This is a genomic window from Marinithermus hydrothermalis DSM 14884 (assembly GCF_000195335.1).
Taxonomy (GTDB): domain Bacteria; phylum Deinococcota; class Deinococci; order Deinococcales; family Marinithermaceae; genus Marinithermus; species Marinithermus hydrothermalis.
Map to the genome: position 1 here is coordinate 2145001 of NC_015387.1, position 21954 is coordinate 2166954.

Here is a 21954-nt window from a genome sequence, read left to right on the forward strand (position 1 = left end):
TGGTGACGTGGCCGATCACGGGAGGCCCGCACCCGGTAGCCCTTCCTCTCCAGGTAGCGCTTCAAGGAGAGGGCGGTGAGGCCCTTCAAGGGGTCCTTGCCCGATCGCTCGGTTTCCTTGATGGCGACCTCGAGAATCTCGCCCTCCGTCGCGGGGGCGCCGTAGTAGTACGTGAGCAGGGGCGCCGTCGCCGCCGCGCCGCAGGTGTACCAGTCCGCCTGACCGATGACGTGGGTGTAGCGGAGGGGGCGGTAAGGCATTCCCTCCGCTAGTGCAAAAAACATGGCCAAGACCAGCGCTATGGCGGTAGTCCGCAAACTCAACGCTCCGATCTCCAACTTTTTCTAATGAAAAAGATGCCGTAGTCGATCAATAGCAAGATGCCCGTTATCAGGATGGCGGCAAAAAAGCCTAGCCTCAGCGCTTCCGTTATCTCCATATGTGGAGGGAAAAAGAAATAAACCATCGACAGCATGAAACCCAGAAGCATTATCCTGAACGCAAAATCCACCAGTTTTCTCATAGAAAGCCCCGTGACGAGATCCTATTCGGGGCATAGCTCGATTTCCGAGCTATGCCCCCTTCGACTGTCTAACGATGTCCGCGCCCAGCTCGCTCAAGGACACCTGCCGTACCACCAGCAATAGCCCCATCCCGAATGTACTTACCCACTTTTACCGCAGCGGTAAGGGTCCTTCCAAACACCTGGGCTTCAGAAACTAGGGCCCCTTCTGGATTTACAAGCGCAACCGCCGCGCCCACCAAAGCGCTCTTTGCTACCTCAAAACTTGCACTTATGCACCCTGGGGATACCTATGCGCCAGGACCACTTGAAAGGGGCCGCTGGTTTCCCGTCTGATGACGGGTGCCATGACCCAAGCGGCCCTGTCCCTACTTTGGACCCTCCTGGCCCTTTTGCCAAGCCCCCACCTCCAGGAATCCCTCAAGGCCCTGCTCTTGCTCCTCCTCCACGGCCACGGCAAGGCCAGACCCCAGCACAGCCAGGTCAAGTCCCCCTCCGCCCTCTCTCGCTTCCTCAACCGCTACCCCTGGCCCACCCGCGCTCTCATCCGCCTGGCAAGAAAAGAGGCCGAGAAAGCCCTGGACCGGGCCAGAAAGAAAAAAGGCCCCAAGCCCCGTCTCCTGGTGGTCCTGGACCTAGTCACTCTGGAGAAGCGGGGCCGTTTCCAGGCCCTGCCCCTCTCCTTTTTTCACGGCAAGTGGGGACTCCATCTGGTGGTCCTCTACCTCGTCTACGGAGACCTCCGCATCCCTTGGGCCTACCGCCTCTGGCGGGGCAAGGGGGAGAAGGCCCTCTCCCGCCTGGCCCTAAGCCTCCTGGCCTCTCTGCCCCCCTGGATGCGCCGGGCCTTCCGGATACGGGTGGCCGCGGATGCGGCCTTTGGCACCACCTGGTTCCTTTTCGGGGTGAAGCGGTTGGGTTTTGAAGCGGTGGTGGGGATGCGGCGGGACCGGAGGCTGCGGGGAGGGGGAGGCTTGGGGACCTCAGGCGGCAGGGGAGCCGGGTCTACCTTTGGGGGCTTTCCTTCCCGGTCTGGGTGGCCTGGTACCGCTACCCCCTGCCCCAAGGGGGCTGGGAGTGGCGGTACGTGGTGGCCACCTTTCCCGCCACGCCCCGGACGGCGCTCACTTGGGGAAAGAGGCGGTTTGCCATAGAGCACTTCTTCCGCGCCGCGAAAAGCGAGTTCTCCCTGGGGCAGTTTGGGCAGCGGACGGCTTTGGGGGTGCACCGTTTTCTGGTGCTTTCCCTTCTGGCCTACCTGTTGGCCCACTGGGTGGGCATGGAGGGGGAAGGAAGCTGGCGGGAGGCCAGGGAGCGGGCGGCGCGGGTTCTCTTGCCTGAGCTCGTGGTGCAGCTCGCCCTGCGGGAGCTCTATGCCCTGGGTCTCTGGCCGACGGGGGGAGGGGGTGAAGGTTTATGCGGGATATGCGGGAGGTGCAAGTTTTGAGTTGACCCTTTTATCCTCCCCACCAGGGGCCTCCACCAGCACTCTGGGGAAAGAGTTCCCGTAAGCCTTTCCCAGGGGCTCTTTTCCCCAATCCGCCGATGCCGCATCCGGTAAAGCCCCACCATCAACCAGGATTCCCCCACCTCCAGGCTCCGCAACACCCTCCGCCTGCGCCGCCGCCACAATCGCCCATGCCCTACCTCCGCCACGTTGTTTGTCCAAGGAGGCGGTACCTCGGCCCCCCAAGCCTCCTGCAACCCCTCCCAAGCCCGCACCCAGCCCTCCAAGGCCTTACCCCACCGGGGCAGAAGCTCCTTCCAAAAGAACGCCTCCCTCTCCCCAGGCCCCAAGCCCCCGCAGCACCCTCAGACCCTCCCGTATCTCCCCCCACGCCTTCCGGTCCACCTTGGCCCGTACCTCCCGCATCAGGTGGAAAGCGCACCGGGCCCAAAGCAGCCTCCGCCCCAACCAGCCCAACGCCTCCCCTACCTCCTGCGCCCCGTCCGAAACCACCCCCAGCCTTGGAGGTAACCTCCAAAGGAGCTCCCGCACCCGCTCGTAACGCCGCCGATGGCCAAGGTCTCCCCACAGCGGGCAACCCGTCCAAGCCTCAAAGTAAAGGTACCCGTACCCCTTGGGGCCCCGGCCAAAGGCCCATTCATCCACACTCCCCCAGTACACCCGCCCTCGGAGAAGACGGTTCTCCCGCTGAAGGAGCCGTTTGGCCCTGGCCCCCGCGGACCTGAGCCAGCGGAGGCGGGTGGGACGGGTGAGGGGGAAGCCCAGGTTCTTGGCGAGATCGTTTTGGACGCTTTCAGGGGCGCGATGGCTTGCGAGGATGAGGAAGTGCTCCTGGATGGAGATCGCGTACCAGCGGCTTCTAGGGCAGTCCTCCGGGTAGAGAGCTCGTTTCTGGCGCTTGCATTGGGCGCAGCGGATCCGTTTGACTCTGACTTCCTGGATGCCCCGAAAGGTGCGCAGCTTGCGTCTGCGGTAGCCCCCGCTCTCCTCACGGGTGGCTCCGCAGTGGGGACAGGGTACGATGGAGCTCGGGGAGCCCTCAGTCGGCTTCATGGCAGAACCAGACTAAGGGCTCCCCTCTTACTCAACCGAGTTTTTTACATGACCCCCCCCGAAGGGGGTTGGGGCCGCCCCCCGCCGCGCCCTTCATTTTCTCGCGTGCCTCGACCTCCCCACCCCAGGGGGGTAGGGTAAAATGCGCTCAACCCCACCGGACGCCTACAAGCTCGAACCGAGAAGGAGGGTTGTAGAGTATGAAGCACGAAAAGCACGCACACACCGCCCACGCGCACGCCCCAGAACCCGGCGGGCACGACAAGCACGAAGGGCACACCCCGGAGCTGTTCCGCGACCGGTTCTTCGTCAGCCTGCTGCTGACCTTGCCCATCCTGTACTTCTCCGAACAGCTCCAGGCCTGGTTCGGCTACCGGGCGGTGGCGTTCCCCGGCAGCGCCTGGGTCAACCCGGTGCTCGGCACCCTCCTCTACTTCTACGGGGGGTGGGTCTTCGTCCAGGGAGCCCGGCACGAGCTCGCGGCGCGCGCACCGGGCATGATGACCCTGATCTCCCTCGCGATCACCGTGGCCTACACCTACAGCCTCGCGGTCTCCTTCGGCCTGCCCGGCACCCCCTTCTACTGGGAGCTCGCCACGCTGATCGATGTGATGCTCCTCGGCCACTGGATCGAGATGGCCTCGGTCCGTTCCGCGAGCCGCGCCCTAGAAGCGCTCACCAAACTGATGCCCTCCACTGCGCGCCGCATCGTCGGGGATCGCGTCGAAGAGGTCCCGGTGAGCGCCTTGCGCCCTGGGGACCGGATCCTCATCCGCCCCGGCGAACAGGTGCCCGCGGACGGGGAGGTCATCGAGGGGGCCTCGAGCATGAACGAGGCCTTCCTCACTGGAGAGTCCCGGCCGGTCCCCAAGGGGGTTGGGGACGAGGTTGTAGCCGGCGCGGTGAACGGCGAGGGGGCCTTGACCGTCCGCGTAACCCGGACCGGGGAGGCGACCACGCTCAACCAGATCATGCGGCTTGTCGAGGAGGCCCAGGCCTCCCGGAGCCGGTTCCAGGCGCTTGCGGACCGGGCGGCGGGGTGGCTCTTTTACATCGCCGTGGCCGCCGGGGCGCTGACGCTGGGGGTCTGGCTCGCTTTGGGGCAGGAGTTCAACTTCGCCCTGACCCTCGCGGTCACGGTCCTGGTCATCGCCTGCCCCCACGCCCTGGGCCTCGCGATCCCCCTGGTCACGGTAAACGCCACAGGGCTCTCCGCCAGGCATGGGATCCTGGTCCGTAACCGCGAGGCCTTCGAACGGGCGCGGAACATCCGGTTCGTGGCCTTCGACAAAACCGGCACGCTCACCGAGGGGCGCTTCGGCGTGCGCGCAATCTACGCGGAGGACCTCGAGGCGGATCAGGCCCTCGCCGTCGCCGCGGGGCTCGAGGCTCTCTCCGAGCATCCCCTGGCCGAGGCCATCGTGGAGGAGGCGGCGCGGCGGGCGCTCGAGCCCCGCAAGGCCGAGCAGTTCCAGGCCGTTCCCGGGAAGGGCGTGGAGGGCGTGGTTCAGGGGCGGCGCTACCGTGTGGGCCGGCCCGAGTGGGCCCAGGAGCTGGGGCTCGCGGTGCCTGAGGCGCTCGCGCGCGGCCTTATGGAGGCCGAGGACCGGGGGGAGAGCGTGGTGGCCCTGATGGACGAGGACCGGGTGCTGGCCTTCATCGCCCTGGCCGACCGCGTACGGGAGACCGCCAAGGAAGCCGTGCGCCGCCTCAAGGCCCTGGGCGTCACCCCCGTCATGATCACCGGAGACGCCGAGGCGGTCGCGCGGACGGTAGCGGCCGAGCTCGGCCTGGACCGGTACTACGCCCGCGTGCTCCCCCAGGACAAGGCCCGGATCGTGCGCGAACTCAAGGGGGTGGGTCCTACCGCCTTTGTCGGAGACGGCATCAACGATGCCCCGGCTCTTCTCGAGGCCGACCTCGGGGTGGCCATCGGGGCCGGGACGAACGTGGCGATCGAGTCTGCGGACCTGGTGCTCATCGAGAACGACCCGGTGGACGTGGTGCGCGCCCTGGTGTTGGCCCGGGCCACCTACGCCAAGATGGTGCAGAACCTCTTCTGGGCCACGGGGTACAACGCTGTCGCCCTGCCCCTGGCCGCCGGGGTGGCCTACCCTTGGGGGATCGTCCTCTCCCCCGCCGTGGGGGCGTTGTTTATGAGCCTCTCCACGGTGATCGTGGCCTTGAACGCGATCGCACTGCGCCGCGTACGGCTGGCCTAGGAGGCGGGCCGACGTGGAGGTATACTGGATGGCGTCCATCCGGTGCACCGGGTCCGATCGGTCTAAGAATGGAACCGGCTTGACAAACCCTTAACCGGTGGGGGGTATATTAGGAGTGGAGGTGAACGGAATGGCCCGTTACGGTATGCACACGACCCTCAACGGCTCCTTCGAGGAGGTCAAGCAGAAGGTGGTAGAGGCCCTCAAGGCCCAAGGGTTCGGCATCCTCTCCGAGATCGACGTGCAACAGACCCTCAAGGAAAAGATCGGTCTGGAGATGGAGGCCTACCAGATCCTCGGGGCCTGCAACCCCCAGCTCGCGAGCCAAGCCCTCGAGACCGACCGTTCCATCGGGCTGTTGCTTCCCTGCAACGTGGTGCTGCGCGAGGTAGCGGACGGCGTCGAGGTCAGCATCCTCGACCCCGAGGTGATGTTCACCGTCGCGGACGAGGCCACCCAGCGGCAGCTCGCTAGCCTTCCCCAAGAGGCCAAGGCGCGCCTCACACGCGCCCTCGAGGCCCTAAAGGAGGCCTAGGATGATGGGTCCGGGGTTCGGGATGGGCTTCGGCTTCGGCGGGCTGGGCATGATCCTGTTCTGGGGGCTGTTGATCCTGGGCATCGTCTGGATCGTACAGACCCTCGCCCAACGCCCACCCGCATCCGGTTCGCAACGCGAGAGCGACCAGGCGCTGGAGATCCTGCGTGAACGCTACGCCCGCGGTGAGATCACCCGTGAGGAGTTCGAGCGACTCAAGCAGGACCTCATGGGCTAACCGGCTCGCAGATGGGGCATTCGCCCCTACCCCCGGGGGGTGGGGACGGGTATAGTTAGCCCAGGGTTGGGTCAAACCCACCCGGAAAGGAGTTGGGAGATGCGGATTCAATCGGCCCTCTGGATCGCTGTCAGCGTCAGTGCCCTCGGCCTTGCGTTCGCTCACGAAGCCCCCAAGGTGGACGGCGTCATCCAGCCGGAGGAGTACGCCAACGTCTACCGCAGCGAGATCGGGATGGAGCTCTACTGGACGGTAGAGGACGGCAAGCTCTACCTAGGGCTCAAAAGCCCCGGCAAGGGATGGGTGGGCTTCGGTCTCGAGAGCATCGAAGGGCCCAGCGCTGACGAACCCGGTCACGCCCACCCCATGATGCTCGAGTCCGACCTCCTCATCGCCTACGTGGCCAACGGCACGGCGACCGCGGAGGACCTCTTCACTCCGGACCCCGGACAACCCAAACCGGACCAGGCGCTCGGCGGCCAGAACGACATCCTCGAGGTCGCTGGGACCGAGGACGACTCCGGCACGGTGATCGAGCTGGTCCGCCCCCTGAACACCGGGGACGCGTACGACGTCGCCCTGGATAAGGTTATCGGCGAGGAGATCGGGGTGATGCTCGCCTACCACCCCACGGCCGACGATTTTACCGTCTATCACGGCCCCTCCACACGCGAGGAGTTCGAGATCCTCTTGAAGTAACGCCCTCCCCTGCACCCGCCCCCACCGGTGGTGGGGGCGGGTGATACACTTGTACCCGTGGTAGTGCGCGATATCATGACCCCGAACCCCCTTACGGTGCGGGCAGACGTCCCGCTGTTGGAAGCCGCTCAGCTGATGCTCCGCAACCGTTTCGGGGGACTTCCCGTGGTGGACGCGGAGGGCCGGCTCGTGGGGCTCGTGGAGGTCGAGGACCTCCTGCCCCGCATGAGCGCGGTGCCCTTCTCCGACGTCCGCGCTATGCGGCTCTTCGACGAATGGGTGGACCGTGACCTCGCCGAGCTGTATGAGGAACTCCGCCAGGTTCCCGTCGCCAAAGCCCTCCGCAAGGACGTGGAGGTCCTCCACCCGGACGACCCCCTCGACCAGGCCCTGGACCGCATGGCGGAAAACCGCTTCCGCCGCATGCCGGTCGTGGACGAGACGGGACGGCTCGTGGGAATCCTAACCCGCAGCGACTTCCTGCGGCTCATGCTCGAGCTGGGAGGCCGGGATGCCGGGCGCTGAGTTCTTCCTTACCCTGGCCGTGACCCCGGCCGGCGAAGGTGGCGAAGGCGGCGGTGCCGCCCGGTACCTGCTCGAGGTCTTCGCCCTGTTCGCCGCCGCTCAGCTTCTGGGTTGGGCCTTCCGGAAGCTCAAACAACCCGCGGTGATCGGCGAGGTGCTCGCCGGGGTCCTCGTCGGCCCGGCGCTGCTGGGGTTGGTCGAGGAAGGGGAGGTCCTCGAATTTCTCGCTGAGCTGGGCGCGGTCTTCCTGCTCTTCATGGTCGGCCTCGAGACACGCCTTAGGGACATCCTCGAGGTCGGCAAGGAGGCCTTCCTCGTCGCGGTGCTCGGCGTAGCCCTCCCCTTCGTCGGGGGGTACGCCTACGGGGTGGAGATCGGCTTCGCCCAACTCCCCGCCCTGTTCCTGGGCACGGCCCTCGTCGCTACCAGCGTGGGGATCACGGCCCGCGTCCTCCAGGAGATGGGGGTGCTCTCCAAACCCTACAGCCGCATCATCCTAGGCGCGGCGGTGATCGACGACGTGCTGGGCCTGATCGTCCTCGCGATCGTCTCCGGGATCGCGGAGGCCGGCGCGATCGAGGTCGGCACCATCACGCAGCTCATCCTCCTCAGCTTCCTCCTCGTGGGCGGCGCGATCCTCCTGGTCCCCCTGGTGCGCCGGCTGCCCATCGAGCGCCTGCCCGTCTCGAGCCCCTTAGGCTTTGCGCTGGCCTTCGCCCTAGGGTTCGCGGCGCTCGCCGGAGCCATCGGCCTCGCGCCGATCGTGGGGGCGTTCATGGCCGGGATGGTGCTCGCGGAGGTGCGGGAGAAGTACCAGCTCGAGCGGCCCGTGCACGCGGTGGAGTCCCTCCTGTCCCCACTCTTCTTCGCGAACGTGGGGGCGCGGCTCGAGCTCGCCGCGCTGGCCCAGCCCGCCACCCTGATCACCGGCACGATCGTGAGCCTCATCGCCGTGGCCGGCAAGCTGGTGGGCGGGTTCCTGGGGGCGCTCACCCAAGGCGCGCGGAGCGCCACAGTGGTCGGCATGGGCATGGTGCCGCGCGGCGAGGTGGGGTTGATCGTGGCCTCGATCGGCCTCTCCGCCGGCGCGGTGAACGAGGAGGAGTTCGCTATCGTGCTCTTCATGGTGGTCGCCACCACCCTGGTCGCACCGGTCCTGCTGCGCCTCTTGATCGCGTGGGCAGACCCCAAACCCCCCGAGGAAACCGAAGCGGCTTAACCCGTACGGATCCGGTTCCGTATCCGGTATACTACCCCTAAGGATGCGTTCCTTAGGGGTGTTATTGTGCGTCTGGCTGGCGGGCATCGCCGGAGCCGCGGGGAGCACCCACACCGTCCAGCCCAGCGAGACCCTCTGGCGGATCGCCCGCCAGCACAACCTCAGCGTGGAGGCCCTGATGCAGGCCAACCGCCTCACCTCCCCCACGATCGAGGTAGGGCAGGTGCTCCTCATCCCCCAAACGCACACCGTCCAGCCCGGCGAGACCCTCTGGCGCATCAGCCGCGCCTACGGCACCACGGTCGCGGCGCTCAAGGCCTTGAACGGCCTCACGAGTGACGCGATCACGCCCGGCCAACGCCTCCTCATCCCCCCCAGCCCGGAGGCCACCCCCGTCCCCCGCCTCCTTCAGGCCGCGCGGCGGTACCTGGGGGTGCCCTACCGGTACGGCGGCTCGAGCCCGCAGGGGATGGACTGCTCCGGGTACGTGCAGCGGGTCTTTCTGGACCTCGGGATCCCCCTCCCGCGCACCACCCAGGCCCTGTGGCGCACCCTGCCGCCCGCTCAGGAGCTCCGCCCCGGGGACCTGGTCTTCTTCAACTTCCAGGGCGGGCGCGGCGTGGACCACGTGGGGATCTACCTGGGGGCGGGCCGGTTCGTGCACGCGAACACCCTGAAGGGCCGGGTCGTGGAGGAACCCCTCGCCGCGCCCTGGAACCAAAAGGCCTACCGCGGCGCGCGCCGGGTCCCGGCCCTTCCCTAGCCCTCCACGAACCGCCCGTCCTCCTGGAGCACTGCGCCGTCCACCAGGATCTTCCCGCCCGAGCGCAGGTCGAGCACGATATCCCAGTGCACCGCCGAGGCGTTCCGCCCCCCGGACTCGGGGTAGGCGTTCCCCAAGGCAAAATGCACCGTCCCCCCGATCTTCTCATCAAACAGCACGATCCCCGTGGGCCGGTCGATCCCGAAGTTCGTGCCGATCCCGAACTCCCCAAGCCGCCGCGCTCCCGCGTCCGCCTCGAGCATGCGCAGGAGGTACGCCTCGCCCTGGCGCGCCCGGGCCTCGACCACCTCCCCGCCCTCGAACCGCAGGTAGATTCCCTCCACCCGCTGGCCCGAAACGACCGCGGGCAGGTTGAAGCGGATCTCGCCCTCCACCGCGTCCTCGTGCGGCGCGGTGAAGACCTCGCCCGAGGGCATGTTGCGCTTTCCGTCCGAGTTGATCCAGGTGCGCCCCGCCACCCCCAACCGGATATCCGTGCCCGGCGCGACCACGCGGATCTCGCGCGCCTCGGCCAGCCGAGCGATCAAGCGGTCCTGAAAGGCGGACAGCTCCCGCCACGCCGCGATGGGGTCCGGGTGATCCAAAAACAACGCGCGTTCCACGAACCGCCGAAACGCGCGGGTGCTCATCCCCGCCTGCTGCGCGAACCCCGCGGTGGGGTAGAGGGTCAAGCTCCAGCGCTTCCGGAGCCGCGCCTCACTCAAAGGCCGCCAGGCCTTCCGGTGCCGCGCGAGCGATTCGGGATCCACGTCCGCGAGGTCCAAAGGGTTCTCCGCACTGATCACGCGCAGCGAAGCGTCCACCGCCTCCATCACCGCGACCTCCACCGGGGGGACCCGCTCGAGCCACGCCCCCGCCCCCTGGAAGAAGTCCGCGTCCTGGCCGGGGTAGCTGAGCTTCACGAACGGGTACGCGCCCCGTTGGAGCAAGGCCGAATACAGCGCCTCCACGAGCGGCAACGCGGCGGTACCGGCCTCGAGCAGCACGTTCTGGCCCGGCTGGGCCTCCAGGCAGTAATCCACCAACAACTCCGCAAACCGGCGCTCCATGCCGCCATCCTACCACCGGCCTACGCGATCCCCCAGCCGGCATGAATCCAAACAAAACGCTCCCGTTCCCCGCGGGGAACGGGAGCAGCCCACGCGGCTTTAGAACCGCTCGGTGACGCTCTTCATCAGGAGGAACAACCCCAAGTAGTCCGGGCTGCCGGTCTTGGCGTTCGTGCCGGAGAGGTTGAACCCCCCAAACGGCTGCACGCCCACCAGCGCCCCGGTGATCTTACGGTTGAAGTACAGGTTCCCCACCATGAACTCGCGGCGGGCGCGCTCGAGCCGCGCGCGGTCGCGGGAGTACACGCCGCCCGTGAGGCCGTACACGGTGTCGTTCGCCACCTCGAGGGCCGCATCAAAGTCCGGCACGCGGATCACGGAGAGGACCGGGCCGAAGATCTCCTCCTGCGCGATGCGGGCCTTGGGATCCACATCGTCGAAGACGGTCGGCGCGAGGAAGTACCCCTCGCCCTCGAGCTTCTTCCCGCCGAGGCGGAGCTGGCCCTCGCTCTGACCGATCTCGATGTACCCCAGGATCTTCTCCTCCTGCTCGGCGTTGATGACCGGGCCGAGGTCCGGGTTCTCCTCCGCGGGCCCCACCACGAGCTTCTCGGCGCGATCGAGGACGCGCTCCATCAGGTCGTCGTGCACCTCATCCAGGACGATCAAGCGGCTCGCGGCGCTACACTTTTGCCCGGAGAACCCGTAGGCGGAGGTCACCACGCCCAAGGCCGCGGCCTCGAGGTCCGCGGTCTCGTCCACGATGATCGCGTCCTTCCCGCCCATCTCGGTGACCACGCGCTTGATCCACTTCTGGCCCGGCGCGAGCTTGGCCGCGGTTTCGTTGATCTTCAGCCCGACCTCCATGCTACCGGTGAAGGTGATGAAGCGGGTCTTGGGGTGCGCGACGAGGTAGGCGCCCACCTCCTCCCCAACCCCGGGCAGGAAGTTCGCCACGCCGGGAGGCAAGCCGGCCTCCTCCAGGATCTCGAAGACCTTCGCCCCCACCACCACGGCGTCCTCGGCGGGCTTGGCGATCACGGTGTTCCCCACCGCGATGGGCGCGATCATCATGCCGGTGTAGATGGCGATGGGGAAGTTCCAAGGCGCGATCGAGACCCCAGCCCCCATGGGGATGTAGAAGGACTCGTTATCCTCGTTCGGCCAGGGCGTGACCTCCACCGCGCCGGGCCGGTAGTAATCGAGGGCGCTACGGGCGTAGTACTCGATGAAGTCGATGGCCTCCGCCACGTCCGCGCTGGCCTCGACCCAGTTCTTCCCCACCTCGTACACGAGCCACGCCGCGAGCTCCATCTTGCGGCGCCGCATGATCGCCGCGGCCCGCAGCAACACCCGGCTGCGGGCCTCCTGGCTCAGCGCGGCCCACGCGGGGAAGGCCTTCCACGCGGCCTCAAGGGCGGCCTCGGCCTCGGCCTTCCCGGCCTTGGCGGCCATGCCCACGACCTCGCTGGGCGCGGAAGGGTTGATCGAGGGGAGGGTCTGCTGGGTCATGACGCGCTCGCCCCCGATGATCAGGGGGTAGGTGCGGCCGAACTGCGCCCGCACCTCGGCCAGGGCTTTCTTCATCGCCTGGCGCTCGGCCTCGGTCTGGAAGGTCTCGATGGGTTCGTTCCTAAAGGGTCCTACCTGCATGACTGCCTCCTTTCCTAGCCTCGCAAGAGGCCACGCACCACGAAGAACAGGTTCTCCGGCCGCTCCGCGATGCGGCGCGAAAAGTACGGGTACCAGTCGCGCCCGTACGGCACGTAGGCCCGCACGGCGTACCCCTCGCGTGCCAGGGCCCGCTGCAGGTCGCGGCGAATCCCGTAGAGCATCTGGAACTCGTACAGCTCTTCCGGCACCCCCCGCTCGCGCACCCAGCGCTTCATCTCGCGGATGATCCGCTCGTCGTGCGTGGCGATCGCGGTGGGGTTGCCGGCCTCGAGGTTCCGCCGCACCAGCGCGAGGTACTGCCGGTCCACCGTCCGCTTGTCGGTAAAGGCCACCTCCGGCGGCTCCTTGTACGCGCCCTTCACGATACGGAGGTTCGGCTTGTAGGGGAGCAAGGCCTCGAGATCCGCCTCGCTGCGCCGGAGGTAGGCCTGGAGCACCGTGCCGACGTTCGTGTACCCCGCCTCGAGGAGGCGGCGGTAGATCCGGAGGGTGGCGTCCACGCGCGGCGAGTCCTCCATATCAATCCGCACGAAGCACGCCGCGGCCCGCGCCCGCTCCAGGATCTCGGTCATGTGGCGGTAGGCCAGCTCCTCGGAGAGGTCCAGGCCGAGCTGGGTGAGCTTCAGTGAGACGTAGCGCGGGTAGGGCAGGCGGCCAAACGCCTCGATCAGCTCCAGGATCTGGTCCTTGAAGCGGCAGGCCATCTCCTCCGAGGTGACCATCTCCCCCAAAAGGTCCAGGATGCCGTGCACGCCCTCGGCCTCGAGGGCCTCGACCGCTTTCAAGGCCTCCTCCAGGGTCTCGCCGGCCACGAACCGCAGGGCCAAGGGCCGGCCCTTGGTGGTGATGAGCCGCTCGATCCAGGGCTGCCCGGCCACGCCGAGCACCACGGAACGGTACACCTGGTTCAGTCCCATGCGCGTTCCTCCAAGGTGTGCGCTAGTCGCTTGAGCACCCGCTCTTTAAAGTGCCGCACGTGCGCCCGCGCGGCGGCGGCGGCCTCCTCGGCCCGGCCCCCGCGCACCGCCTCGAGGACCGCCCAGTGCTGCGCCTGGGCGTCGGGCGAGGCGGAAAGGTCGCGGGTGTACTGCTTGATCAGGCCGATCACCGCGTCCAGGGAGTGGAAGAGGGCCTCCAGGGTGCGGTTCCCCGAGGCCGCGAGGAGCAGGGCGTGGAACCGACCGTCGGCCGCGAACTGCTCGTGGTGGGCCTCGGGAGGGAGGGTCTCGAGCTCGCGCAGGGCGGCCTCCATCTCCTCGAGGAGGTGGGGGGGGCGCCGCAGGGCGGCCAGCCGGGCGGCCTCACCCTCAAAGAGGGCGCGCACCTCGTAGACCTCCTCCACCTCCGCCGGGCTCAACACCCGCACCCGCGCGCCCTTGGCGGGGATGATCTCCACCAGCCCCTCCTGGGCCAGGCGCTGCATGGCCTCGCGCACCGGGGTGCGGGAAACGCCGAGGGCCTCGGCGAGGGCGGCCTCACCCAGCCGGGTGCCGGGCGGGTAGGTGCCGGCAAGGATCGCCTGCCGTAGGTGCAGGTACGCGGCTTCGCGGACGGTTCCGGGTCGGACAAACTCCTGCTTCACACGTCCTCCCAGCAAGATTGTATACAGTATACCACCGGTGCCCGGTCCCCGCGCAATCCGCCGCCCCTAAAAGCCCAGTTCCGCGAGCGCCTGCCGGTGCAAGGCCACCGCCCGCGCGAACAGCGCCCGGTCCCCTAAGGCCGCGATCCGCTCGAGCACCGCCTCGTCCAAAGGCTCGAGCCGCAACGCCTCCAACAACGCCTCCGGCGTGCCCCGAGCGAGCAGGGCCTCGCGGTAGTGGGCCGTCACCTCGGCGCGGGCCGCGTCCAGCGCGGGGTGGTCCAGCCCCCCAAACGGCTCCGCGAAACGGCCCAGGTACGCCTCGGGCCGGGCGTTGAGTTCCCAAAGGTCCACGCGAAGCTCCGGACGCGGTACAAGCCGGTACGGGGTGAGGAAGTACCCGGGGACCCGCTTGGGCCGGCCGGGCTCGAGAACCCCCAACAGCTCGGACCACAACACCCGAAACTCCCCGCTCGAGACCCCCAGGGCCTCGATCAGGGCGTCCTTCGTCCAGGAACGAGCGACGAGAAGGGCGAGCAAAAGCCGGGCCTTCTCCCGCCGGAACCGCGCCGGCCGGCCGTCCACGCGCACCGCGAACCCCCCGAGGGCCCGTACCTCCACCCGCACGCCGGGGTGGTACGGCACGTCCAGCCGCCCCGCCTCCCAAAGCGCGCGCCGGGCCCGCTCGGGGGGCGGGGCGAAGAGGGTGGGGCGCTCCAGGAACGGGTAGCGCCGCAAGAGCGCCGCGTCCCCCGTCGTCCAGGGGTAGGCCGCGGCCAGTGCCGCCAGGAAGGGATCCTCCGTGGACACCGCGGGCGGCGGGAACGCCTCCCCCCGCCGGAGGTGCGCGTACGCTACCATCAAGCTCAAAAAGGCCTCGACCCACGCGTCCCCGCTCTCGCGCGCGAGGCGCAGGGCCTGCTCGAACGCGCGGCGGTCACCCAAAGCGCCCAGCCCCGCGAGCGCCTCCACCGCCAACCGGGCCGGCCCCCCCTCGGCCAGGGCCAGCGCGTGGCGGTAGGCCGCCCCCGCCGCCTCCCAGCGGGAGAGCGCGAGGAGCGCGTGCCCCCGCCGCGCCTCCGCCAGGGCCACCACGAACGGGCTGCCCATCCGCTCCCCGACCGTCCGGCCGCGCCCGGCGGCCTCGAGCGCGGCCTCAGCCTCCCCCGCGACGGCCTCCAGCAGCGCGAGGAGGAGCAGCCCCTCCCGGTGGTTCTTCGGGGGTCGGGGGGGCGGGGCCTCCTCGTGCCGGCGCAACCGCTCGAGCGCCTCCCCCACCCGGCCGCTCCGGAGGAGGGCTCGGGGGCCGGACATCCCCAAGCGAAGGGCTTCCGTCACACGTCCCGCGTTCAGGGCGTTCTCGGCGAGGAGCGGCCGCACCTCCTCATCCGGGAACCGGCGGGCCGCTTGCTCGAGGTACGGCCGGGCCTTGGCCGGCTCTACGGTGTCCAGGTACAGCCGCACCAACCCCAACAGCGCCCGCGCCTCCCCGAGCCGCACCGCTTCCCGGTAGGCGCGCTCCGCCTCGCCGTAACGCCCCACCTGGCGCAGGGCCTCGGCCTCGAGGCGCACGAGGCCGGCCTGGGCGGCGCGCAGCTCGCGGGGGATCCGCTCGAGGATGGCCAGGACGCTGTACGCGAGCCCCTGCTCGAGCCACGCCGTCCCTTCACGGGCGAGCAAGGCGGCCGCTTCGGCGTACCGGCGGGCCTCGAGGAGGTACCCCGCGGCTTCCAGCGCGTGCCCGCGGCGCAGCGCGGCCTCGGCGGCGCGCGCCAGTAGGGCCCGAGCCTCGTCCTCGGGCACGAGGCGTGCGAGCGCGGCCCGCACGAGCGGGGGGAAGCGCAGCCTCCGCCCCACGCGCTCGAGGAGGAGGTCCTCCGCGTGGGCGAAGAGGGGCGCCGGGTCCCCGCCTAGAAGCGGCGCTTCCTCCGGTCCGACCTCGCCGAGCACCGCGGCGCGCGCGGCGAGGTCAGCCGTCCGGGCGTCGAGCCCGGCGAGGAGGTAGGCGCTGATGCTCTCCGGCTCGGGGGGAGCAAAGAGCGCCGCTTCGGGGAGCGCTCCCCGCGCGGCCGCGCGGAGCACCACCCGCAACCCCAACGGCCACCCCTCCACCAGGCTCCAGGCGCGCTCCACCTCGAAGGCCGCCAGGCCGGTCCCTAAAGCCTGAGCGAGCTGCAGCGCCTCCTCCAGGTCGAAACGGAGGGTTTGCGGTCCCACCACCGTGCCCAGTACCTCCCACGGCGCGGAGCGGCGGCTCGCGACGGCGAGGCGAAGGCCGGGGGCCTTGAGCAGGGTCTGGAGCGCGGCAGCGCCCTCGCGCACCGGGGCGCGCTCCGCCTCATCCAGGACCAGAAGGTGCGGTTCGAGGGCGGCCGCGGCCTCGGTCAGGGCTTCCACGGCCCCCACCCAATCCCCGACCTCCAGCCGCTGCTCGGCGAGCCGGGTGTCGGCGTGCGCCCGGTAGGCCGCGGCGAGGTGCCAGCCGAAGACGACCGGGTCCCGGGCCTCCGCCCCCAGGGTCACCCACACGGCAGCCAGCGGGGCGAGGAGCGTGGATTTCCCGTACCCCGCGGGGGCGGCGAGCACCACCGCGGGGCTGTGCTCCCAGAGGTGAAACAGCCGCTCCAGCACCCGCGATCGCGCCACCTCGTGGGGGGTGCGCGGGGGCAGAAGCCGCGTCTTCGGAACCCGGTACCCCATGGCTGCTCGGGTAGTGTAACAGGTTTGTAACAACCGTATGCTACCCTAGGCCGCAAAGCGGAGCACGGACGATGTACCTCTTAGGGCTTGGGATCTACCTACCGAAGCCGCGCATGCGCGCGGAGGAGATCGCAGAGCGCAGCGGTCTTCCCGCGTGGGTGGTGCGCGAGAAGCTGGGGATCCGGGAAAAACCCATCCCCGGGCCGGAGGACCACCCCGCGGAGATGGCGGTCTGGGCTGCCCAGCAGGCCCTTCGCGAGGCCGGGATCGCTCCCCAGGAGGTGGACGCCGTCCTCTCCATCACCGAGGAGTACAAGGACTACCCGGTCTGGACGAGCGGCAGCCACATCGCCCACCGGCTCGGCGCGCGACGCGCGTGGGCGTTCGACCTGAACCAGAAGTGCGCGAGCTTCATCGCCGCGCTCGCCGTCGCCCGGGGCTTGATCGCGACCGGCCAGGCGCGGTACGTCCTCATCGCGGGCGGGTACCGCAACGGAGACCTGATCGACTACCGGGACCCAGAGGTGCGCTTCATGTATGACCTCGCCGCGGGAGGCGCGGCGGCCGTCCTCGGCCCCGAAGGGCCGGGCCTCCGGGTGCTCAGTACCCGGTTGCGCACCGACTCGAGCCTGGCCAACGCCGTGCTCGTTCCGGTGGGCGGCACGCGCGAGCCGCTCACCCCCCACAACCTCGACCGGTTCCGGCTCGTGGTGACCGACCCCCCCGGCATGAAGGCGCGGCTCGAGGCGGTGAGCCTCGCGAACTTCCTCGCCGTGGTCCGCGAGGCCCTGGAAGCGGCTGGCCATACCCCCGCGGACCTCGCCTACCTGGCCCTGTTGCACATGAAACGGTCGGCGCACAAAGCGGTTCTGGAACGCCTCGGCCTGCGGGAGGATCAAAGCCTCTACCTCGAGGATTACGGCCACCTGGGCCAGCTCGACCCGATTCTGTCGCTCAAGCTGGCCCTCGAGCGGGCCCTGCTCCCCCCGGGGGGGCTCGCGGCCCTCGTCGCTGCGGGCGTCGGTTACCACTGGGGGGCCGCGGTGGTGCGGCGGGAGGTGCGGCATGGAGCTTGACGCGAACGTCCTCGCGCGGCACGCGGCGTACCACCCCGACCGGCGCGCGGCCTACTTCCGCGGCCGGTGGTACACCTACGGCGAGCTGTACGCGCGGGCCCACCGCACGGCCCGGCACCTCGCGGCCCTCGGGGTGGGCCCCGGGGACCGGGTGGGGATTCTCGCCCACAACCACCTCGCCTACCTGGACCTCTTCTTCGCCGCGCCCTTGGTGGGGTTCGCGCTCGTGCCCTATAACCACCGCCTGTCGGCCCACGAGCTCGAGGCGCTCGTCCAATACACCCAGCCCAAGGTCCTGTTCCTCGGCCCCGAAATGCGCGAGAAGGCCGCGCGCCTCGAGGTGCCGCTCCGGCCCCTGGCGGCGCTCGAGGAGGAGGTGGAGGCGGCCCTACCCGCACACCGGCCCGGCGCGGAGGATGTGGCCCTCCTCCTCTTCACCGGGGGCACGACGGGGCTGCCCAAGGCGGCGATGCTCCCCTACCGCCAGCTTCTCGTGAACGCGTTCAGCACCGTGTTCTCCTGGGGCCTGTTCCCGACGGACCGGTGCGTGGTGGCCACCCCGATGTTCCACGCGGCCCTCAACGCGCTCGCGACCCCCCTCCTCTACCTCGGTGGGGAGGTGCTGATCCAGGAGCGGTTCGATCCGGAGGAGTACCTGGAGTGGGTGGAGGCGCACCGCCCGACGCTGCTCTTCATGGTGCCCACCATGTTCCAGATGCTCATCGAGCACCCGCGCTTCTCCCAAACCGATTTCTCCAGCGTCCGGTTCGCCATCTCCGGCGGCGCGCCCTGCCCGGCCCCGGTCCGCGAGGCCTTCCGGCGGGTAGGGGTGCGGTTCAAGCAGGGGTACGGCCTGACCGAGTGCGGCGTGAACTGTTTCGCCATGGATCTAGAGGAGGCGGAAGCCTACCCCGAGTCCGTGGGGCGGCCGGTGTTGCACCTGTGGGCCCGCATCGCGCGGGAGGACGGGTCGGAAGCGGACGCGGGCGAGGTGGGGGAGCTCTGGCTCTCTGGCCCCGTGGTCATGCGGGGGTACTTCGCGCGCCCCGAGGAGACCCAAGCGGTGTTCGTGGCGGCCCAGGGGCGGCGCTGGCTCCGGACCGGGGACCTGGCCTTTCGCGACGCAGCCGGGCGGTACTATATCGTGGGGCGCAAAAAAGAGATGTTCATCTCCGGGGGGGAGAACGTCTACCCCGTCGAGGTCGAGCGGGTGCTGTACGACCACCCCGCGGTGAAGGAGGCCGTGGTGGTGGGCGTGCCGGACCCCAAGTGGGGGGAGGTGGGACTGGCCGCGGTGGTGCTCAGGCCCGGCGCGCGCGTGAGCGCGGAGGAACTCCGGGCGTTCGTGCGGGCCCGCCTCGCCGCGTACAAGGTGCCCAAGCGCTGGGTGTTCCTCGAGGCGCTACCCAAGTCCGGGGCGGGAAAGGTGTTGAAACGCGAGATCGCTGAGCGGTACGGGGGGACGCATGCCGAAGGCCAGGGTTAACGGCGTGGCGCTCTACTACGAGGTGACGGGCGAAGGGCCCGTATTGGTGCTCCTCAACGGCATCTTCCAGCGCACCGAGCTCTGGGAGCCCCTCCTGGCCCACCTCGAGGGGTACACCGTGATCCGTTACGACATGCGGGGGCAAGGGCGCTCCGAGGCCCCCGAGGGGCCCTACCCGCCCGAGGCGCACGCGGCGGACCTGGACGCGCTTCTTGCCCACCTCGGGGTTTCGCGTTACCACCTCCTCGGGCTCTCGAACGGCGGGGTCGTCGCGCAGCACCACGCCGCCCAGAACCCGCCGGGTCTCGAACGGCTCGTGCTGGCCTGCACGCTCGCGCACCTCGACGCGGCCGCGCGGGCCAAGGTCGAGAGCTGGCGGGCGGCGCTTTTAGCTGGGGGCACCCGGTTGCGGATGCGGGTGGCCCTGCCCTGGATCTACGGGCGCGGCTTCCTCGCCCAAAACCCCGGACTCATCGAGGAGGCGGCCCTCGAGGAAGCCGCCCGCTTCTCCCCCACCCCGGCGGCGCAACGCCGGCTGCTGGAGGGGTTTTTGACCCTGGGGGACCTCCGGCCCAAACTCCGTAGGGTGCGGGCCCCGGCCCTGGTGATCGCGGGGGCGGAGGACCTGCTCTTCCCCCCGGCGTATGCCGAGGAACTCGCGGCGGCCCTCCCCCAAGCGCGCCTCGTGGTCCTGAGGGGCGTCGGGCACGTCGCGCCGCTGGAGGACCCCGAGGGGTTCGCCCGCACGGTACGGGCATTCTTGGAGGGCGACGATGCTTGAGTACCGGGAAGTAGGCCAAGGCCAGGCGGTGTTCCTCGTGCACGGGAACTTCGCCGGGAAGGACTGGTGGCGCGAGGTGCTCCCGCAAGCCCCGGCGGGGTACCGCTTCATCGCTCCCGACCTGCCTGGGTTCGGGGAAAGCCCGGCTCCAGAGGGGTTCACCCCGTCCATCCCCTTCTACGCCGAGGCCCTGGAGGGCTTCGCGGAGGCGCTCGAGGCTCGCAATCCGGTCCTGGTGGGCCACTCGCTCGGAGCCGCGGTGGTGATGGAGGCCGCCCTCCGGGACCCGGCGCGCTACCCGGCTCTCGTCCTCGTAGCCCCCGCGCCCCCCAACGGCTACCCCACGCCGGAGGCGTACTACCCGGTCCTCGCCTCGTACCGCACGGACCGGGCCGGGCTCGCCCAGGCCCTACGGGGCATCATGCCCGGCCGCACCCCACCGTACTTCGAGGCGCTCGTGGACCTCGCACAGGGGATGCACCCCGCGGGGTTTGAGGGCAACGCCCGGGCGCTCGCGGCCTGGAGCGCCGCGGGAAGGACAGGCGCCTACCACGGGCCGGTCCTCGTGGTCTGGGGCACGCAAGACACCCTGATCCCGCGCGCCATGGCCGAGGCCACCGCCCAGGCCTTCCCCCGGGGGCGTCTGGTGGTGCTCGAGGGGGTGGGGCACAGCCCGATGCTCGAGGCTCCGGAGCGGTTCGTAGAGGTTTTGGAAGGATTTTTGCAGGAGGTGGAAGGGTGAAGTTTCGCGTGGGGGACACCGCATCGTTCTCAAAGACGATCACCGAAGCCGACCTGGTGCTTTTCGCGGGGGTTTCGGGGGACACCAACCCGCTGCACCTCGACGCCGAGTACGCGAAAGCGACCCGCTTCGGGGCCCGCATCGCGCACGGCATGCTCACCGCGAGCCTGATCTCGGCAGTGCTGGGCACCCGGCTGCCCGGCCCCGGCGGGATCTACTTGTCCCAAACGCTCCAGTTCCTCAAGCCGGTCTTTGTCGGGGACACCATCACGGCTACGGTGACGATCACCGCGGTACACCCGGAAAGACCGGTGCTCACCCTCAAGACCCTGTGCACCAACGCCCAAGGGGAGCGGGTGGTCGAAGGGGAAGCGCGGGTGTTGTACGAACCAAGCGAGCGTGGGAAAGGAGGGAGTAAGGCATGAAACGGGTACTGGTATTGGCAGCGACGCTGCTGGGCCTGGCGCTGGCCCAAAGCACGGTCAAGGTGGGCGTGCTCCTGCCGCTCTCCGGCGTGGCTTCGGTCTCCGGAAAGGCGGCCCTAAACGGCATCCAGCTCGCCGTGGACGAGGTGAACGCGCAAGGCGGCGTGCAGCTCGAGCTCGTCGTCGCGGACTCGGCGACCGACCCCTCGAAGGCGGTGCCCGCGCTCACCAAGCTCCTCACGGTGGACAAGGTGGACATCATCATCGGTGGCCTGGCCTCGGGCGTCACCTACGCGCTCGCCGGGCCGATCCAGCAGCACCAGCCCCTCTTCCTCGCGATCGGCGCGGCCAGCTCGGTCGTGGAGGACGCCTACGCGAACTACCCCTACTTCTTCCACTACCACCCCTGGGACTACAACAACGTCCAGGCCGCGCTGGGGTTCTTCCGGTACCTCCACGAGGAAAAAGGCGCCCGCAGGGTGGCCATCCTGTACGAGGACGGCCCCTTCGGCTCGGCCGGGATCCAGGTCTACCAGAAGCAGCTCGAGGAGATGGGGTACGCGGTACAAGCCGAACCCTACAAGGCGGGGTCCGGCCAGTTCACCGCCATCCTCACCCGCTTCAAGGCCTTCCAGCCCGACATCCTGTATTGGATCGGTTACGACGTGGACGCCCTGCCCATCGCCGCGCAGGCCCGCGAGGTCGGCCTGCGCCCCAAGCTGATCTATGGGGCGCCGCCGAGCTGGCCGCTCGGGTTCGAGGAGAACCCGCTCTCGGAGGGCGTTGCCGGCATGACGGCCTGGCTGCCCACGGTAGCGAACGTCGAGTCCAAGGCGTTCGTGAACGCCTACAAGCAAAAGTACGGCGAGGTCACCGAGGAGTACATGGCCCCCCTGGGCTACGTGATCCTCAAGTCGCTGGCCAAGGCCCTCGAGGCTGCCGGCACCACGGACAAGGACGCCGTGGCCCGCGCCCTGGCCCAAGTGAAAATGAACACGCCCTTCGGACCTTTAGCCTTCGGCCCCTCCGGCACGGGCAAGACGCGCTACCAGGGGTTCGGCACGGAGATCTGGTTCCAGTTCCAGTACATTAAGGGGGACCGTTACCCCGTGTTCCCGAAGGAACGGGCGGTGCTCGAGCTCCGCTACCCGGCGGAGTACGCCGAGTACTGAG

General features: G+C 69.2%; 19 protein-coding genes and 1 pseudogene (1 of these 20 only partly in view). 14 read left to right on the forward strand and 6 right to left on the reverse strand.

From position 1 onward, the window contains the following. On the reverse strand, positions 1-19 hold the start of the coding sequence (locus tag MARKY_RS12145) for a cysteine peptidase family C39 domain-containing protein (protein WP_245526779.1). Its footprint begins 407 nt before the window's first position; 19 of the gene's 426 nt are visible here — the first part of the coding sequence; the start codon lies at positions 17-19; the stop codon falls past the left edge of the window. 839 nt (positions 20-858) lie between these two features. Here MARKY_RS12145 and MARKY_RS10720 point away from each other — a divergent pair. The 8 genes and pseudogenes from MARKY_RS10720 (at position 859) to MARKY_RS10760 (ending at position 9245) form a co-directional block, all read left to right on the forward strand. After that, positions 859-1970 (forward strand): annotated as a pseudogene (locus MARKY_RS10720) (transposase). A 1274-nt stretch (positions 1971-3244) separates the two neighbouring features. Continuing rightward, positions 3245-5266 (forward strand): heavy metal translocating P-type ATPase, encoded by a 2022-nt coding sequence (locus MARKY_RS10730; RefSeq protein ID WP_013704900.1) that lies wholly within the window; start codon positions 3245-3247, stop codon positions 5264-5266. A 130-nt stretch (positions 5267-5396) separates the two neighbouring features. Continuing rightward, positions 5397-5801 carry a DUF302 domain-containing protein gene (locus MARKY_RS10735; protein WP_013704901.1) on the forward strand — a complete coding sequence of 135 codons (405 nt, stop codon included), beginning with the start codon at positions 5397-5399 and terminating at the stop codon, positions 5799-5801. Position 5802: 1 nt separating this feature from the next. Further along, complete coding sequence (locus MARKY_RS10740) at positions 5803-6039, forward strand: SHOCT domain-containing protein (protein ID WP_013704902.1); 237 nt, start codon at positions 5803-5805, stop codon at positions 6037-6039. 99 nt (positions 6040-6138) lie between these two features. Then, positions 6139-6738, forward strand: a complete 600-nt coding sequence (locus MARKY_RS10745) for a DOMON domain-containing protein (RefSeq protein ID WP_013704903.1) — start codon at positions 6139-6141, stop codon at positions 6736-6738. Positions 6739-6795: 57 nt separating this feature from the next. Continuing rightward, positions 6796-7263: a CBS domain-containing protein gene (locus tag MARKY_RS10750; RefSeq protein WP_041658085.1), complete on the forward strand. Its 468-nt coding sequence runs from the start codon at positions 6796-6798 to the stop codon at positions 7261-7263. Beyond that, the gene (locus MARKY_RS10755) at positions 7250-8482 is read left to right on the forward strand and encodes a cation:proton antiporter (RefSeq protein ID WP_013704905.1); all 1233 of its coding nucleotides are present in this window, start codon (positions 7250-7252) and stop codon (positions 8480-8482) included. The genes MARKY_RS10750 and MARKY_RS10755 overlap by 14 nt, the downstream gene beginning before the upstream one ends. A gap of 43 nt (positions 8483-8525) precedes the next feature. Then, positions 8526-9245 (forward strand): C40 family peptidase, encoded by a 720-nt coding sequence (locus tag MARKY_RS10760; RefSeq protein ID WP_013704906.1) that lies wholly within the window; start codon positions 8526-8528, stop codon positions 9243-9245. Here MARKY_RS10760 and MARKY_RS10765 read toward each other — a convergent pair. The 5 genes from MARKY_RS10765 to MARKY_RS10785 all read right to left on the reverse strand — a co-directional run bounded on the left by MARKY_RS10765 (position 9242) and on the right by MARKY_RS10785 (position 16271). Further along, a complete protein-coding gene (locus tag MARKY_RS10765) occupies positions 9242-10315 on the reverse strand; it encodes an aminopeptidase (RefSeq protein ID WP_013704907.1) in 1074 nt (357 codons plus the stop codon). The two genes, MARKY_RS10760 and MARKY_RS10765, sit on opposite strands and share 4 nt — an antisense overlap. A 99-nt stretch (positions 10316-10414) precedes the next feature. Then, positions 10415-11968: an L-glutamate gamma-semialdehyde dehydrogenase gene (gene pruA / locus MARKY_RS10770; RefSeq protein WP_013704908.1), complete on the reverse strand. Its 1554-nt coding sequence runs from the start codon at positions 11966-11968 to the stop codon at positions 10415-10417. Between the two features lie 14 nt (positions 11969-11982). Continuing rightward, a complete protein-coding gene (locus tag MARKY_RS10775) occupies positions 11983-12906 on the reverse strand; it encodes a proline dehydrogenase (RefSeq protein ID WP_013704909.1) in 924 nt (307 codons plus the stop codon). Beyond that, entirely contained in the window at positions 12897-13571 is a 675-nt protein-coding gene (locus tag MARKY_RS10780) for a GntR family transcriptional regulator (RefSeq protein ID WP_013704910.1), read from the reverse strand. The genes MARKY_RS10775 and MARKY_RS10780 overlap by 10 nt, the downstream gene beginning before the upstream one ends. A gap of 66 nt (positions 13572-13637) precedes the next feature. Beyond that, the gene (locus MARKY_RS10785) at positions 13638-16271 is read right to left on the reverse strand and encodes a MalT transcriptional regulator family protein (RefSeq protein ID WP_013704911.1); all 2634 of its coding nucleotides are present in this window, start codon (positions 16269-16271) and stop codon (positions 13638-13640) included. A gap of 71 nt (positions 16272-16342) precedes the next feature. Here MARKY_RS10785 and MARKY_RS10790 point away from each other — a divergent pair, with 71 nt between their 5' ends. The 6 genes from MARKY_RS10790 to MARKY_RS10815 are packed head-to-tail and all read left to right on the forward strand — an operon-like array spanning position 16343 to position 21953. After that, entirely contained in the window at positions 16343-17347 is a 1005-nt protein-coding gene (locus MARKY_RS10790) for a 3-oxoacyl-ACP synthase (protein ID WP_013704912.1), read from the forward strand. Beyond that, positions 17337-18833: a class I adenylate-forming enzyme family protein gene (locus MARKY_RS10795; protein ID WP_013704913.1), complete on the forward strand. Its 1497-nt coding sequence runs from the start codon at positions 17337-17339 to the stop codon at positions 18831-18833. Before MARKY_RS10790 ends, MARKY_RS10795 begins: the two co-directional genes overlap by 11 nt. Next, complete coding sequence (locus MARKY_RS10800) at positions 18814-19614, forward strand: alpha/beta fold hydrolase (protein WP_013704914.1); 801 nt, start codon at positions 18814-18816, stop codon at positions 19612-19614. The genes MARKY_RS10795 and MARKY_RS10800 overlap by 20 nt, the downstream gene beginning before the upstream one ends. Continuing rightward, positions 19607-20356, forward strand: coding sequence for an alpha/beta fold hydrolase (locus MARKY_RS10805; RefSeq protein WP_013704915.1), 750 nt, complete (start codon positions 19607-19609; stop codon positions 20354-20356). The genes MARKY_RS10800 and MARKY_RS10805 overlap by 8 nt, the downstream gene beginning before the upstream one ends. Continuing rightward, complete coding sequence (locus tag MARKY_RS10810; protein WP_013704916.1) at positions 20353-20781, forward strand: MaoC family dehydratase; 429 nt, start codon at positions 20353-20355, stop codon at positions 20779-20781. Before MARKY_RS10805 ends, MARKY_RS10810 begins: the two co-directional genes overlap by 4 nt. Next, positions 20778-21953 (forward strand): ABC transporter substrate-binding protein, encoded by a 1176-nt coding sequence (locus MARKY_RS10815; protein ID WP_013704917.1) that lies wholly within the window; start codon positions 20778-20780, stop codon positions 21951-21953. The genes MARKY_RS10810 and MARKY_RS10815 overlap by 4 nt, the downstream gene beginning before the upstream one ends. The last annotated feature ends 1 nt before the right edge of the window (position 21954 follow it).

Bases quoted from the DNA above. Each gene is read 5' to 3' on its own strand.
- MARKY_RS10740 (WP_013704902.1), top strand. From the start codon at position 5,803: ATGATGGGTCCGGGGTTCGGGATGGGCTTCGGCTTCGGCGGGCTGGGC.
- MARKY_RS10745 (WP_013704903.1), top strand. From the start codon at position 6,139: ATGCGGATTCAATCGGCCCTCTGGATCGCTGTCAGCGTCAGTGCCCTC.
- MARKY_RS10805 (WP_013704915.1), top strand. From the start codon at position 19,607: ATGCTTGAGTACCGGGAAGTAGGCCAAGGCCAGGCGGTGTTCCTCGTG.
- MARKY_RS10760 (WP_013704906.1), top strand. From the start codon at position 8,526: ATGCGTTCCTTAGGGGTGTTATTGTGCGTCTGGCTGGCGGGCATCGCC.
- MARKY_RS10800 (WP_013704914.1), top strand. From the start codon at position 18,814: ATGCCGAAGGCCAGGGTTAACGGCGTGGCGCTCTACTACGAGGTGACG.
- MARKY_RS10815 (WP_013704917.1), top strand. From the start codon at position 20,778: ATGAAACGGGTACTGGTATTGGCAGCGACGCTGCTGGGCCTGGCGCTG.
- MARKY_RS10785 (WP_013704911.1), bottom strand. From the start codon at position 16,271: ATGGGGTACCGGGTTCCGAAGACGCGGCTTCTGCCCCCGCGCACCCCC.
- MARKY_RS10790 (WP_013704912.1), top strand. From the start codon at position 16,343: ATGTACCTCTTAGGGCTTGGGATCTACCTACCGAAGCCGCGCATGCGC.
- pruA (WP_013704908.1), bottom strand. From the start codon at position 11,968: ATGCAGGTAGGACCCTTTAGGAACGAACCCATCGAGACCTTCCAGACC.
- MARKY_RS10765 (WP_013704907.1), bottom strand. From the start codon at position 10,315: ATGGAGCGCCGGTTTGCGGAGTTGTTGGTGGATTACTGCCTGGAGGCC.
- MARKY_RS10775 (WP_013704909.1), bottom strand. From the start codon at position 12,906: ATGGGACTGAACCAGGTGTACCGTTCCGTGGTGCTCGGCGTGGCCGGG.
- MARKY_RS10755 (WP_013704905.1), top strand. From the start codon at position 7,250: ATGCCGGGCGCTGAGTTCTTCCTTACCCTGGCCGTGACCCCGGCCGGC.
- MARKY_RS10735 (WP_013704901.1), top strand. From the start codon at position 5,397: ATGGCCCGTTACGGTATGCACACGACCCTCAACGGCTCCTTCGAGGAG.
- MARKY_RS10795 (WP_013704913.1), top strand. From the start codon at position 17,337: ATGGAGCTTGACGCGAACGTCCTCGCGCGGCACGCGGCGTACCACCCC.
- MARKY_RS10730 (WP_013704900.1), top strand. From the start codon at position 3,245: ATGAAGCACGAAAAGCACGCACACACCGCCCACGCGCACGCCCCAGAA.